The sequence below is a fragment of the Candidatus Enterovibrio altilux genome, from assembly GCF_002381345.1.
GTDB lineage: Bacteria > Pseudomonadota > Gammaproteobacteria > Enterobacterales > Vibrionaceae > Enterovibrio > Enterovibrio altilux.
In genome coordinates this window covers 342,635-357,128 of record NZ_CP020660.1, presented here as the reverse complement: position 1 = coordinate 357,128, position 14,494 = coordinate 342,635, and the positions used below count along the sequence as shown (strand labels likewise).

8 protein-coding genes, 2 tRNA genes and 5 pseudogenes are annotated in these 14,494 nt (G+C 36.0%); 11 read left to right on the top strand and 4 right to left on the bottom strand.

Translation table 11 applies throughout. From position 1 onward, the window contains the following. Positions 1 to 16: 16 nt before the first annotated feature. Complete coding sequence (gene nspC, locus BTN50_RS01515; RefSeq protein ID WP_096618773.1) at positions 17 to 1,150, top strand: carboxynorspermidine decarboxylase; 1,134 nt, start codon at positions 17 to 19, stop codon at positions 1,148 to 1,150. 455 nt (positions 1,151 to 1,605) lie between these two features. Here nspC and BTN50_RS01510 read toward each other — a convergent pair. Beyond that, positions 1,606 to 2,052 (bottom strand): annotated as a pseudogene (locus BTN50_RS01510) (transposase); the annotation flags it as partial. 806 nt (positions 2,053 to 2,858) lie between these two features. Between BTN50_RS01510 and BTN50_RS10755 the strand changes: the two are divergent. From BTN50_RS10755 to BTN50_RS09890, 4 genes and pseudogenes are all read left to right on the top strand, one after another. Further along, positions 2,859 to 3,260: pseudogene (locus BTN50_RS10755) on the top strand (transposase); the annotation flags it as partial. 141 nt (positions 3,261 to 3,401) lie between these two features. Further along, entirely contained in the window at positions 3,402 to 4,349 is a 948-nt protein-coding gene (locus BTN50_RS01495) for a glycosyltransferase family 2 protein (RefSeq protein WP_096618771.1), read from the top strand. Between the two features lie 47 nt (positions 4,350 to 4,396). Beyond that, on the top strand, positions 4,397 to 4,741 hold the full coding sequence (locus tag BTN50_RS01490) for a GtrA family protein (RefSeq protein ID WP_256386982.1): 345 nt from the start codon (positions 4,397 to 4,399) through the stop codon (positions 4,739 to 4,741). A 1,447-nt stretch (positions 4,742 to 6,188) separates the two neighbouring features. Beyond that, complete coding sequence (locus BTN50_RS09890) at positions 6,189 to 6,341, top strand: hypothetical protein (RefSeq protein WP_161492891.1); 153 nt, start codon at positions 6,189 to 6,191, stop codon at positions 6,339 to 6,341. Here the strand turns inward: BTN50_RS09890 and BTN50_RS10750 are convergent. After that, positions 6,320 to 6,946: pseudogene (locus BTN50_RS10750) on the bottom strand (IS5 family transposase); the annotation flags it as partial. The gene BTN50_RS09890 and the pseudogene BTN50_RS10750 overlap by 22 nt on opposite strands. Positions 6,947 to 7,992: 1,046 nt before the next feature. On the opposite strand from BTN50_RS10750, the gene BTN50_RS01480 reads away from it, so the two are divergent. Further along, a tRNA-Glu gene (locus BTN50_RS01480) sits at positions 7,993 to 8,068 on the top strand. Between the two features lie 127 nt (positions 8,069 to 8,195). Further along, a tRNA-Val gene (locus BTN50_RS01475) sits at positions 8,196 to 8,271 on the top strand. A 372-nt stretch (positions 8,272 to 8,643) separates the two neighbouring features. Here BTN50_RS01475 and BTN50_RS09885 read toward each other — a convergent pair. Next, positions 8,644 to 8,811, bottom strand: coding sequence for a hypothetical protein (locus tag BTN50_RS09885; protein ID WP_161492889.1), 168 nt, complete (start codon positions 8,809 to 8,811; stop codon positions 8,644 to 8,646). A gap of 402 nt (positions 8,812 to 9,213) precedes the next feature. Then, entirely contained in the window at positions 9,214 to 9,972 is a 759-nt protein-coding gene (gloB, locus tag BTN50_RS01470; RefSeq protein ID WP_096618769.1) for a hydroxyacylglutathione hydrolase, read from the bottom strand. 26 nt (positions 9,973 to 9,998) lie between these two features. Between gloB and BTN50_RS01465 the strand changes: the two genes are divergently transcribed. From BTN50_RS01465 to BTN50_RS09265, 4 genes and pseudogenes are all read left to right on the top strand, one after another. Continuing rightward, entirely contained in the window at positions 9,999 to 10,715 is a 717-nt protein-coding gene (locus tag BTN50_RS01465) for a methyltransferase domain-containing protein (RefSeq protein WP_096618768.1), read from the top strand. Between the two features lie 62 nt (positions 10,716 to 10,777). Further along, a pseudogene (locus BTN50_RS10345) lies at positions 10,778 to 11,560 on the top strand (transposase). 480 nt (positions 11,561 to 12,040) lie between these two features. Further along, positions 12,041 to 13,348 carry an NAD(P)/FAD-dependent oxidoreductase gene (locus BTN50_RS01460; RefSeq protein ID WP_096618767.1) on the top strand — a complete coding sequence of 436 codons (1,308 nt, stop codon included), beginning with the start codon at positions 12,041 to 12,043 and terminating at the stop codon, positions 13,346 to 13,348. 156 nt (positions 13,349 to 13,504) lie between these two features. Continuing rightward, positions 13,505 to 14,212 (top strand): annotated as a pseudogene (locus BTN50_RS09265) (transposase); the annotation flags it as partial. Between the last annotated feature and the right edge of the window lie 282 nt (positions 14,213 to 14,494).

The following is a 14,494-nucleotide window of genomic DNA, read 5'->3' as shown; positions in this document are numbered from 1 at the left end:
TTTTGTAAGGAAAGTAATGAGCCCATTACAATTGAAAACTCCATATTTTTTGATTGATGAACATAAATTGCTCCGCAACTTAGAAATAGCAAAATATTTAAAAGAGCTATCAGGTGTTAAATTACTTCTGGCGCTGAAATGTTTTGCCACATGGGGCGTTTTTGATATCATTAAACCTTATCTTGATGGTACAACTAGCAGTGGACCATTCGAAGTAAAACTTGGCTATGAAACTTTTGGCGGCGAAACACACGCTTACAGTGTCGGGTATAGCGAAGATGATGTGCGCGATATCACGGATATTTGCGATAAGTTTATATTTAATAGCCAATCACAATTGAAGACTTATCGTCATATGGTAGCAGGCAAAGCATCATTAGGCCTTAGACTTAATCCTGGAGTCAGTTATGCTGGACAAGATCTTGCCGATCCTGCCCGTCAGTTTTCTCGCTTGGGTGTGCATGCAGATAAAATTGATCCTGAAGTGTTTACATCGTTAAATGGGGTGATGTTCCACATGAACTGTGAGAATAAAGATGTGGATGCTTTTGTTGCTTTACTTAATGTAATCTCTGATAAATTTGGCAATTATTTTGATGCGTTGGATTGGGTAAGTTTAGGCGGTGGAGTATTCTTCACTTGGCCTGGCTATAACATAGAGAAGTTAGCTTCTGCGTTAAAAGCCTTTGGTATGCATTATGATTTACAGCTTTATTTGGAACCTGGCGAGGCGATTATTACTCAAACCACTGACCTAGTTGTTACCATAGTAGATATCGTAGAAAACGACATGAAAACTGCGATTGTAGACAGTTGCACTGAAGCACATCGTTTAGATACTTTGATTTACAATGAACCCGCATTCATCAAGGAATCGACCGAAAATGGTAAGCACACATATGTAATTGGCAGTTGTTCATGTTTAGCGGGAGATCAGTTCTGTGTGGCTAATTTTGAAGAGCCCTTGGAGGTTGGTCAACGTTTGCATATTCTTGATAGCGCAGGATACACCATGGTTAAACTCAACTGGTTTAATGGCCTCCGCATGCCCTCTGTATATTGCCAACGTACTAACGGTTATATTCAATTATTAAACGCATTCGACTATCAAGACTTTAAGCGTTCCTTGTCACAGTGGTCTGTCAACTAGTGGCATTATTCTCTTAATCAGGAAATTCAATTATTTATTATACGCAGCTTTATTTTCTGACTCAAATTCAAATAACAAATCTCAACATGATTCACTATTAAATAATTGTTTTTATTTTAGGCATACCTAACTCTGCCAGCTTCTTTAACACTTTTATCATAGTGTTGGTTTCGCTAATCTGAGTATTGCTATCTCTTAAGCTCACTGTTCTTCTGAGGAGTTTTTTGATTCGAACATTGCCATTTTAATCGGTAACTTTTGTGGTAACTATACTTCGTTTTCTTATTCTGAGTTGAACCGTATAATTTCTGGCAACTGACCGTTAAATTACACGAACGACCTTATTTCCAAAAAACTGTGCGCTTTCTTGATAGGATGAGTGGCTTCGCTCATTTAATACGAATGGGGTCGTAAGTACCATTGCTTAGTTTTTCATAAATTTTTTAGCGAATTTATTTTGAAAAATTAGGTATTCCTTCATTATCAATCACATTTAATACACTTAAATCAGCAGTAATAATTGCATGCATATTCATATTTACCTCTAAATATAACTTATGCTAGACGTGTTGTTTTTCATCCGTACCATGCTTTTTTGCTTTTCATTCGCCTTTACCGTAGACTTTGAGCCCCGTAAAATCAATGGCTAAGTACTGGATAGTTCCTTTAATATTCGTCTTGAATGCGATGTTAACTGTTTTGGCTTGTTTGCTAATGCATGAACAGTGAGGGCATAACAACGATAGTTGAGCAAGCTTGAAAACGGAATTAATGAATCCTGGAAGACCACTCAATGACATTGAAAATAGACGTCTAACCATGAGAGCAATCATAGTGGCTAAGTAGTTAAACACATAAAGTCTTTCATTATTATCTTGCTTAGTTTGATTCCATAGCTGAATAATTTTTTATTAATTCAGCATATTAGTGACTCACTTACCTTCTATATTTATACGCGAACTACTAAGATATGAAATAAAATTAAACAGAATAACCGTGGAAGACCTTGTGTATTTAGAGGCTTAGCCATTACGACGGCTCTCATAGCCCAACGAATCTTTTGCATGCTGTTGAGATGTTTGACAGAATTTATTAATTTTATTTTTAAACGTGCATCACTATCTTTATCATGATTCATGTAATAGCAAACGAGCCAAATGGTTCACATTTCGCCCAAGATGAAAACTAAAGAAAAAGTACAGCACTTAACAGTTTATTCTACGGAACTGAAAGTCTGCGATGAAAGCAAATAAACAGCACACAAGCATGGTACTAGCATCAAACGTCTAGTCTAGCATCAGTCACATTGAGCGGCAGACATAAATGCGCATGCAATCATTCCTGCGAAGTGAAGTTCATCAAATATTACTGACAGTTCAGTGCTATCTAACTTGGCCAAATAGACCCGCCGAGGCATCAATGAAATATAGAGTAATGGTACTTATAGCACCAAAAAAAGTAACCATGTGGGAACTAAATCATCCGTGCAATTTAGCGGTTAGTTACCAAAAGATATACGATTCGCATTAGCATTGAAAAACAAGGTATGGTCACCATAAACATTCTCTATCAAAAACGGCGTTATTTCTTAAATCAGAGAACTAAATTATTAATTTACATTCTAAACAGCTAGGTCACTTAGATATTCAGATCTATGAACAAACTCCGCTACAAAATAACTAACTAAAAGTAATATAATCAAATTTGAGTCAATGGTGGCTCACTAATGTTTGGGGTTGATGAAGAAACCATTCAGCTATGGAATCAAACTAAGCAGGGCCATCATGGGAGACCTGTGTCTTGAACGACTTAACCATTACAACAGCTTTCATAGTCAAACGAATATTCCCAATACCTTTAAAAAGTTTGCAAAAATTTATTCATGCTGTTTTCAAATGTGCTCAATTACCGTTGTCATACCCTCACTATTTATGTATTAACAAGTGAACCAAAACGGTTAACATGCGTTCAAGACGAATACTGAAGGCATCATCCAGCAAAACGTTAGGAAATGAAGTATGGTTATCATAAACGTTCCTTATCAAAGACAGCAATGTTTCGAGTCAAAGGGCTATTCGGAGGGACATTGGGCTTAAAAAATTATAATGTTTAAATTAACAAAAGCTACGCCATGATAAAAGTATTTAATAAGCTGACAGAATTAGGAAACAAAGCCTGATCATCCCCTAAAAAAGTACATCAATAAACGTGTATTAATGAATGCACCCACTTCAATATTGGAAGGTAAATCATGATCTCACCGATAATTTCTATTGTATGTCCCTGCTACAATGAGCAAGAAGTTCTCCATGTATTTACCGACAAGATCATTAACATTTTATCGATGGATACGTTTACCTATGAATTACTTTTCGTAAATGACGGTAGTAAGGATAATACACTTATTTTCCTTCATGAACTTGCAGTGCGCAATAAGAACATTCGCATTATCAATTTATCTCGGAACTTCGGTAAAGAGGCAGCATTAACTGCAGGGCTTGACCATGCAAAAGGGGAAGTCGTCATCCTCATTGATGTAGACCTGCAAGACCCACCGGAACTGATTCATGACTTTCTGCGTGAGTGGCAAAAAGGCTATGATGTTGTTGTAGCAAAACGCATCAATAGAAGCAGCGATACGCTTACCAAAAAGATCACCGCCAGCCTATTTTATAAATTCCATAACAGTATCTCAGATGTGATTATTCCAGATAATGTAGGCGATTTTCGACTAATTACGCGACGTGTCGTTACCGCTATTCAACTTCTTCCTGAAAACCAACGCTTTATGAAGGGAATTTTTTCTTGGGTCGGCTTTAAAACATCCATTATTCAATACACACGCCAACCAAGAGCTGCAGGAAAAAGCAGTTTCAATGGATGGCGGCTCTGGAATTTTGCACTGGAAGGAATAACTAGTTTTAGTACTACTCCTCTGCGTATTTGGCTCTATCTCGGTGTCTTTGTCTCTGCCATCGCCTTTATTTTTGGTGCATCAATCATATTGAAAACGCTTTTTTTAGGTGTTGATATACCAGGTTATGCGTCATTACTTACTATCATATTGTTTTTTGGCGGCATTCAACTAATTGGACTTGGCATTATGGGGGAATACATAGGACGGCTTTATATGGAATCCAAGCGACGGCCAATTTACATCATTGAAGACGACTCTAATACTCAGAAAGACAAGTTTTGATACAAAATTTAGTAAACAAAGTACTTGATTATCGAATAATTAGGTTTGTGTTAACTGGTGGCTTCGCGACAATGCTGCACATCGCAACTGCATTTTCCTTATTACATTTTTTGAGCATATCGGTGTTTATAGCAAATCTATTCGGATTTTCTTGCTCGTTTGGTTGGTCTTACCTGATGCAATCGCGCTTTGTATTTAAAAAAAAATTATCCATTACGAATGCAAAGCGTTTCTTCGTTGTTCAAGTTAATGCATTATTAATTTCACAATTAATCAGCGAGTTGTTTGAAGATACAAATAGTTACCTACGCGTATTAATTGTTGTCTTTATGCTCCCTCTCATTACTTATATTATCCATCGTATTTGGACCTATAACAACTCGAATAGTTAAACATGTGTGGACAACATTTAAATGATACCAAGCATTTTTAATAAAAATATCTCTTTTTTTCGGTGGATCAGCTTTATTGTTAGCTATTTTTCACACTTTTATATGCAAGCAATCGGTTCTTAACCGGCAATCAGATCCAAATGCTGAAGAAAGGATATTTTGGTACATATTGTAACGTTTGACTGACATTCGATAATACCGCAAGCGCTATAAAAACGTATTTGGATCACTGTCATCCTGGGTGGTGGGCAGCCCTCTTTTAATCTGGTATTCTCCATGGACGCCCATGTTATTGCTTGTTATATTGCTGGTTGTTGCATTTTTTATTAGACTTAGTGATTAAAGACGTTTTTAGCTCCCTGTACGCTTATTACTTATGATCGTTTATTGGCACAACCCTTGGCTTTTGTACGATAGCATGCTCTACAACCCTTCTTACTTATGCTTTTTTGCTGTTTTGTATTTTTAATTTGCTTTCAAACTTAGAAAAAATTCATCATTCCTTTATAGCTTTATACACGTTTTTACTATTGTGGAGTAATGCAGTTACGCTATTCATGGCCAGTCCTTACTGTTATTTCTTGCTACTTATTATACCGTCGGATGGCTTATCCTTCTTGAATTGGCGTCATTGAAGCAAAAATTTTCATTTTGATAGCCTTCATCATTTATTTTCAAGAATATATGGTTAATAACACCATAAGCCAAGAAAGCAGCCGCTACATTGGATATTGTATCCTCCACATTTATCCGGTACTCACAGCCGTCTTTGATTGGTTGAGATATAGTTTCACGTTATTTTCAAACCGTATTATTATTAACGTTAAGTTTGGTTGGATTATCACGATCAGCTGACTATAATTACTACACCAACATTGCTGGCAAGTTATTCTTTTTGTCATGGGTACAGTAACTGTAATTTTGTCTGCAAAAGTACATTGAAGGAAGTGGAAAAAATTAAGCACATAATTAAACGAGGAACCGCAATTACCAATGAAAAACAATGGTCGCTACTTTTTTTGTTCGACCGTGCTTGTTATCATGATTAACATCATGCTATCACTAATCGCTTTTTCTTACTGGCACCTCATTTTGGCGTATCCATTCGCATTACTTCCATTACTGATGGCAGCAGAGACATGAAAAAATATAATGCAAGAGGGCTCCATAAAAAATTTTTTTGCACTGTTTTTATCACCGTTAACCTAGTCATCTCAACTGACAGCGACAAGCATTTTTATAAGGTCGATCACGTCTAGCAAGTAAACCAATATTTCAGCGACCAAGGGCTGTATCCTAAATAACTAGTATTTATACAAAAAATTTTATTTGAATTGCATATAAAAATAAACTAAACGTCAAAATTACAATTTGATCATTGAAAAAAATCATTGACATAATAAGAATTATAGTATTATCTATTTAAATATTATTTTCGTCAATGCTGATGATTTCAGTTAAAATTTCCTCCCTGCATGGGCTTTGTTTAGAACAATTACTCGGAAAAATATGGAATCTAAAGTATTATAATGCCCAGATTGGCAAAACCTACGCCATAATAAAAGCATTAAATAAGCTGATCGCTAAATTACACGGATGATCTCGTTTTCAAAAAATATTTCTTTTCTTCGTGGGATGAGTGTAGCCACTCATTTAATACGAACGGTTTCGTGATATTGTCTGGTGTCATAAGCACTATCGGCTAATATTGCATTGATTTCTCGGTGAGTCTGTTTGAGTAAGTTAGGCAGCACTTCATCGCCAGTAATATTTGATGTACTTAACTCAGTAGCAATAATTTCATGCATATTTGTATCTGCCACTAAATGTAACTTGCGCCAGACTTGCTGTTCCCCATCAGTACCATTCTTCTTCACCGTAAACTGTAAACTCCGTAGAATCAATGGCTAAGTACTGGATGCTTCCTTTATTCTGCGTTTTGAACGTACCGTTAACTATTTGGGCTCATTTGCTAATGCATGAATAGTGAGGACATTACAATGGCATCGAAAATACGTGTTTAACCATCAGGGCCGTCATAATAGCTAAGTCGTTCAATAAACGAGGTCTCCTATGATTACCCTGCTTAATTTCATTTTATAGCTAAATAGCTTCTGCATCAATCCAGCACGTTAGTGAATTACGATTGATTAAAGCTTGATTATACTGCTTCCAGTTAGTTGTTTTGTGGCGAAGATTGTTCATAGACCTGACTATTTAAGTGAGCCTAGCTTTTTAGAGTATAAATTGAAAATATAATTCCCTTATTTAGGGAATAAAGCAACCTAAAATTAAAGCAATAGTCTAATAGTGAATTATGTTAGGCTTTACTATCTGAACTCGAGTTCAGAAACAAAGTTATTATACGATCTAAGCAACTTGACGGATGTGTTTACAGTAGTGTACTATAAATCAATTATTATTAAGTATAATTTAGTACTTATGATAATTAAGAAAAATTGAAAAAATAATTTTAAGTATAATAGAAGTGTCAGAAAGTGGCCTTGAGAGCAAACTAAAACTTAGATGGAAAGTAAACTAATATAAATTTTAGTAGTCTATATTGTACATGATACTTAATTAAAGATTATAACCATGTACTATGAATCTAGAGGCTAATGCGTTAAAAGAATTTTTAAAAAGGGTAGCTACAAAAGTCAAATAAATTGATGTGAACAGTGAAAATAAAAAAATATACATTTTAATTCAATACAAAATGGAGAATTTTACCTATTGTATCAATATATTTCCAAAAAAATATTGATTTTTTTAAAAATTATCTGATATAATTTGTAGTCACTTTAATTTTGATTTATTAGAGAAGTATATCTGAAACTTTGAGAGATACTATCAGTTATAAACAGGAGGTAGATAAGATAGGGGGTAACATCAAGTCATCATGACCTTTACGAATTGGGCCAGTCATGTATTATAATAGTATGTATTGAGATAGTAGTGTGAATTTCAGTAAGTATATACAAGTTTAATTTTGATTCTATTGACACAATGTAATATGTAACAATTTTGTATGTTTCTTTCATCACACCATTCATCACATAATAAGAGTAGTTTGCCTCAGAAAGTGGATAACTAAATCTTCTAAAGGCCGTTTATTATAAGTGTTTATATTTCGATAAAATCATCACAAAGTAATTTTATGGTACCTGTAGTTGGATTAGCCAAGGCATGAAAAAGTGATTGAAGTTTCCAAAACCTCAGTTCATTAGTAGTTCATTTATTGACAAGCATGTGTCCCATTCGTCTAGAGGCCTAGGACACCGCCCTTTCACGGCGGTAACAGGGGTTCGACTCCCCTATGGGACGCCAAATGAGTCTTTAGTTTAACTAGTGCAGCAATTAGTTATTAGTTTAAATTGTACATAACTCATAAGTCTCTTCGCATAGAAATGTTCTATTTTTACTGTTCAAGTGGTGACAAATAAAAAATTATCGTGGGCGATTAGCTCAGTTGGGAGAGCACCTCCCTTACAAGGAGGGGGTCACTGGTTCGAGCCCAGTATCGCCCACCACTTTTTAATTTTTTACATGATATTGTAGGCCTAATAAGTAAGTGTAATATGCCTAAATTTTTACGAGGTGATTATTATAAAAGTCTTATTATTACGTAAATTTCACTAAATTTAAACATTATAATCTTTAACAAAAATATTTATGACATCATATCCTATTTTTCAATACATATTGGAACTATACGACTTATGGTAACTGATTGCTAAATTATTAGGACAATCTCATTTTTCAAAAACTACTTCCTTATCTTCTGATATTTCATTGACTCTTCGATAGGCTCAATGTTCCCCGTTAATACGATATTTGTTACTCGTCATTTAGCTTTGTTTCCCAATGTTTATTTGAACCGTATAATTTCTAGTAATTGACTGCTAAATTATACAGATGATATCGCTTTTAAAAATTACCCATTTTGGGTGGGATGGGGGAACCACTCGCTTAATAAGAACGGTTTCGTAACATTGTCTGGTTTTGTAAGCACTATTGCTTGGTATTTGATTGATTTTTTCAAGTCGTTTTGAACGAGTTAAGCACTTCACTGTCCGTCACATTTGATGCGCTTAACTCAGCAGCAATGATTTTGTGCGTATTTATATATACCACTAAATGCAACTTGCGCTAGACTCGACGTTTACCACCCATTCCATGCTTCTTTATTTTTCAGTCGCTTACACCGTAAAATTTTAGCCCCGCAGAATCAATGGCTAAGTAATTAAATAAATGAAGTCTCCCATAATTATTCTACTTAGTGTAATTCCGTAGCTGAATGGCTTCTTCATGAATTCAAAATGTTAATAAGCCACGATTAATTATATAACTTCCAGTTAGTTGTTGCGTAGCTAAGGCTGTCCATAGACTGAAATATTTAAGCAAACTTAGTTATTTATAACGTAGATTAATAATTTAGTCCCCTGATTTAGAGAACAAAGCAGTGATGAATATCAAAAATAGTCCTTCCAGCGCCTTAACGCTGTAAAAGTATCTAGATCGGATGCATTTTGTGTTAGGTGTTTTACACCGGCTTTTACTGATGGTTGGTGTATACGTAGAAATGGATTGATAGCTTTTTCATGGCCAATGGAGCTTGGTAATGTGCTTAATCCTTTTTCGCGTAAATACGCTACATTCTCAGCATACTGATTCAATTCGGCATTATTTGACTCGATGACTTGTGCAAATTTTAGATTAGCTTGTGTATATTCATGAGCGCAATAGACTTTAGTGTCATCAGGCAGTGAGGCTAATGACATAAGAGATGCAAGCATTTGTACTAAAGTGCCTTCAAAGCATCGTCCGCAGCCACCAGAAAATAAAGTGTCGCCACTAAACAATATCCCTTTAGCGTAAAAAGCAATATGATCAATGGTGTGGCCGGGTACTTGATAAACAGTGAAATATGTGTTAAATAGCACAAAAATTTCTTTGTCTTTTAAAACGTTGGTCACATATGGAAAACGTGCAGTGGGAGGACCAAACACGACGATATTTGGAAATGCCTCTTTAAGTGCCGGAATGCCATTAACATGATCGTCATGATAATGTGTTACTAGTATTCCATCAAGCACAATACTTTGCTCTTTTAATACTTTAAATACAAGACTTGCATCACCTGGATCGATAACAAAACAATGATTATCTTCATTTTTTATCAGCCAGATGTAATTATCATTGAATGCGGGTATGCTTGATATAGATAGCATTCATTCTCCAGATACTACACAGAATTATGAAACCAGCACGTAGCAAACGGCCATTGGAATACCCGTATACATGGGATCAATTCTCACATGGCGAATGGGCATGCTCGCATATACAAACACGGTTAGACGAATGGTTACCTCGAATGTTTGGTTACCACATGCTCAAGCTTGGTGGTTTAAGCTGTGAGTTGACAAGTGACCATTGTAACATCAGGCATCAAGTTTGTATCGACAAATTAAATCCCTTACGTACTATTGAATCGGAAAGCTATAGTCTCCCCTTTATAAATAAAGCATTTGATGTTTGTGTTCTTGCAAATCAACTCGATTATATTGATGATCCGCATCGACTTTTACGTGAAATTGACAGGGTAACGATAGACGATGGATACATTATTGTTTCGGGGGTTAACCCCCGCAGTATTATGGGAGTAGGACGGCTCATTCCTTGGCGAAAAAATAAATTACCCTGGAACGGGAGGATGTTTACCTCTATGAGGGTAAGAGATTGGTTAGGTGTTCTGAACTACGAAGTGTTGGAGTTATCTTGCTTTGGTTTGGTTCCTGTAACCAAGTATCGAACGTGGAGCGTTTGGTTTGAAAACTCTTGCTCAGGTTTACTGCCAGCAATAGGTTCACTTTATTTTATTGTCGCACGTAAACGAATATATTCTTTAAAGCTAATGAAACCTGAGTGGAGATTGCGAAAACAGTTATCACCAGTGAGTGGCTTTGTTTCCTAAATCAGGGAGCTAAATCATTAATCTACCTCTAAACAGCTAGGCTTACTTTAATATTTAGGTCTATGAGTAAGCTCCGTTACAAAATAACTAACTGGAAACAGTATAATCAAGCTTTAATCCAATCGTGGCTGACTTATATTCCGGATTAATGTTAGAATCACTCAGCTATGGAATCAAACTCAGTAAGGTAATTATAAGAGACCTCACACATTAGTAAATAAACCAAAACGATTAATGTCACGCTCAAGATGAAGAATAAAGGCACTGTCTAGCACTTAGCTACTGATTTTACGGGAATCAAAATCTACGATGAAGGCGAATGGAAAGTAAAAAGTATGATCCTAATGGTAAGCGTTTAATTTGACGTAAGTTACATTTAAAGGTAGATATAAATATGCATGAAATCATTGATGCTGAGTTAAAAGCATCAAATGTAACTGACGGTGAAGCCCTACCTAACGCGCTCGGACAGACCTGTTAAAAAATCAATTGAATATCAGTCAATGGTGCTTACGACACCATGCAATATTACGAAACTGTTCGTATTAAACGAATGGTTCCACTCATCCCACCAAGAGAAGGAGCAATTTTGGGGAACGAGATCATTCAGGTAATTTATCAGTTAGTTACCAGAAATTATATGATTCTAATTAACGTTAAAAACGGAAAAGGATTGCCATAAACGTTGCCTAGTAAAGACAGCAATAGCTCGAGCCAAAAAACTACTGGAAGAGACACTGAGCCTAAGGGGTCAGAATACCCAGCTTAGCGAAACCTGCGCCATGATAGAAGCGTTATATAAGCTGACAAGATTAAGTATGCCTAAAGCGCAAGCACTCGTCTAATCGTTCATTATGCTGATATCTGCTATCTCACCGCAAATTAGAAAATAAAGCCATATTCTAGCTGGAAGACTTCACTGCATCGGTTACAATAGTAGCATTAGTATCCACCATGTTTAAGTTCGTACGTTTAAGCATTAGTCATTTTAATAAACAAGTACTTACCATTAACAGTAGTCATAATAACCACTTTAAAAAATAAGCATATTAAGCTAAACTTAATTTAATAAATACATGATTAATTTTACCATCACTAATCTTATCGTGAGAGATGTTTAGTTTCAAATTTTGGCTAAAGCAATGTCACATTTATAAATGACCCAGAATCATCAAAAAATAATGTAGCTTCAATAATTACGAATATATTCATCAGGTAGTGCGTGGTAAAGATATCATCTTAGCTTAATGTTGTGATTTACCGCTTTACTCTCAAGACTACAGTACGTTAATCTTTGTTATTATATTACACATGAGAATGCAGCTATGTGCCACGTGGCATCAAAATTACCGCATACACAATCTTATTATGCTGCCACAATTAAATATGCGCAGCGCTACCCTACATTATCGGAGCATATTCCTGCTGATGTGTGCATTGTTGGTGGAGGTTTTAGTGGGGTCAATAGTGCTATTGAATTGGCACAGCGTGGCTATTCTGTTGTTCTACTTGAATCTAATAAAATCGGGTGGGGAGCATCAGGACGAAATGGGGGTGAACTTATTCGTGGTATGGGACATAGCATTGAAAAATTTACTAATCAGATTGGGTGTGACGGTGTAAATGCAATTAATCAAATGAGTATAGAGGCGGTTCAGATCGTTAAGGATCGCATTGGCGAATTTAACATAGATTGCGATCTAGAAATGGGATACTGCGCTCTAGCGCTTAAATCTTCTCATATACGTGAGCTAACAAAAGATTTTGAATTACTGACGCAAAGTGGGTATCCTTATGAGATTAAAATGCTCAGTAAAGCTGCACTTGCTGAGGTTATCGGTTCTAATCGCTATATTGGGGGCATGCTAGACATGGGCAGCGGGCATTTGCACCCACTTAACTTAGTTACAGGCGAAGCAGTTGCCGCAGCATCGCTCGGTGTTCAGATCTTTGAAGACAGTGCTGCAGTTAGTATTATCAAAGGTAATCAGCCTGTTGTGAAGACGGAAAGTGGGCAAGTAACTTGCCGTTATTTATTGCTGGCTGGAAATGCTTACATTGGGCATAAACTTGAACCTTACATTGGTGGAAAAATATTACCGGCTGGAAGTTATATTATTGTGACTGAACCTCTAAGTGATGAACAAGTACATCAAACTATACCGAAAAACATGGCCTTTGCTGACTTGAATATTGCACTGGATTATTATCACCTTTCTGACGACAATCGTTTATTATTTGGCGGATTATGTACTTACTCAGGCAAAGATCCGAAAGATATCACAAGTGCACTGCTCCCAAACCTTGAGCGTGTATTTCCTTCGCTGAAAGGCATTAATATCGACTTTGAATGGGGTGGGATGATTGGTATTGGTGCGAATCGATTACCTCAAATAGGTGCATTACCTGATTCACCCAATATTTTTTTTGCTCAAGCATATTCAGGCCACGGTATTAATACTACGCACATGGCAGGTAAAGTGATAGCTGAAGCTGTCTCCGGAACCGCTGAACGTTTTGATGTGTTTGCCAAAGTGAAATCCATGACTTTTCCAGGCGGAGCGATGTTTGGTTCATCATTGTTGGCGATAGGTATGACATACTACAAAATAAAAGAAGCACTACAACAATAAAGTTGCATGTATCTAAAAAAGCTTTATTTCTAAATTTTAGTTTAGATGGTTTTGTTTCCGAAATTATAGAGATAAATTTTCAACCAACGCTCTAACAGGTTTATAAACAATCGTCGTTACAAAAAAACTCACTGGAAGTAGTATAATGAAGTTTTAATCAATCGTGGTTAATTAACCTTCTGGAGTGATGAAAAAACTAATCAGTAATGGAATCAAACGAAGCAGCATAATCATGGGAGGGCTCGTTTATTTGGTGACCTAGCCATTTCGATGGCCCTCATGGTTAAATGCGTATTTTCAATGCCATTGTCATGTCCTCACTATTCATACATTAGCAAACGAGTCAAAACGGTTAATGTCACGTTTAAGACGAAGAATGAAGGAAGGATCCAGCACTTAGCCATTCATTTTTTGGGGGATCAAAGTTTAGGGTGAAGGAGAATGGAAAGTGAAAAAGCAGGATACTAATGAAAAACAGCGAGTCGGATGCAAGTTACATTTAGTGGTAGATATAAATGCATGTGAAATTATTGCTGCAGAGTTAAGTGCATCCAATGTGACTGACGATGAAATCCTACCTAACTTACTCCAACAAAATAACCTTAAAATTAATAAAATACCAACCGATGGTGCTCACGACACCGTTCGTATTAAACGAGCAGTTTCACTCATGCCACAAAGGAAAGGAATAACTTTTTGAAACACGGTTAGCAACGTAATTTAGCAGTCAGTTACCAGAAGTTATACGGTTCCAATTAACATTGAAAAATAAGATTTTACTATAAACGTTCCCTATAAAAAACAGTAATATTGAGAGCCCAAAAACTACGAGGAAGAATATTAGGCCAAAGGGATTACAATACTTAAATGAACGAAATCTATGGCATAATAAAAGCATTAAATAAGTTAGCAAGCTAGGTGTGCTTAAAATGCAAGCGATTGACTAATAGTAAATTATGTTGGGATTCACTATCTAAATTAAATTTAGGAAACAGAGACGGAAAAAAACTAAGTTATAAAAATGATAACTTATGAACTGCGATTTTTATTTATGTGGTTTTTAGTGGCTTTTTTATGAGTGCTTAGTAGGTGATGGACCGCGCTTTTACGCTTTGCTCTGCCAGTAAATATGATATAATCACTTGG

What these genes read in the sequence shown, in the direction of transcription:
- BTN50_RS09890 (WP_161492891.1), top strand. Translation starts at nt 6,189, where the DNA reads ATGATTTCAGTTAAAATTTCCTCCCTGCATGGGCTTTGTTTAGAACAA.
- BTN50_RS01465 (WP_096618768.1), top strand. Translation starts at nt 9,999, where the DNA reads ATGAAACCAGCACGTAGCAAACGGCCATTGGAATACCCGTATACATGG.
- BTN50_RS01460 (WP_096618767.1), top strand. Translation starts at nt 12,041, where the DNA reads ATGTGCCACGTGGCATCAAAATTACCGCATACACAATCTTATTATGCT.
- BTN50_RS01495 (WP_096618771.1), top strand. Translation starts at nt 3,402, where the DNA reads ATGATCTCACCGATAATTTCTATTGTATGTCCCTGCTACAATGAGCAA.
- nspC (WP_096618773.1), top strand. Translation starts at nt 17, where the DNA reads ATGAGCCCATTACAATTGAAAACTCCATATTTTTTGATTGATGAACAT.
- gloB (WP_096618769.1), bottom strand. Translation starts at nt 9,972, where the DNA reads ATGCTATCTATATCAAGCATACCCGCATTCAATGATAATTACATCTGG.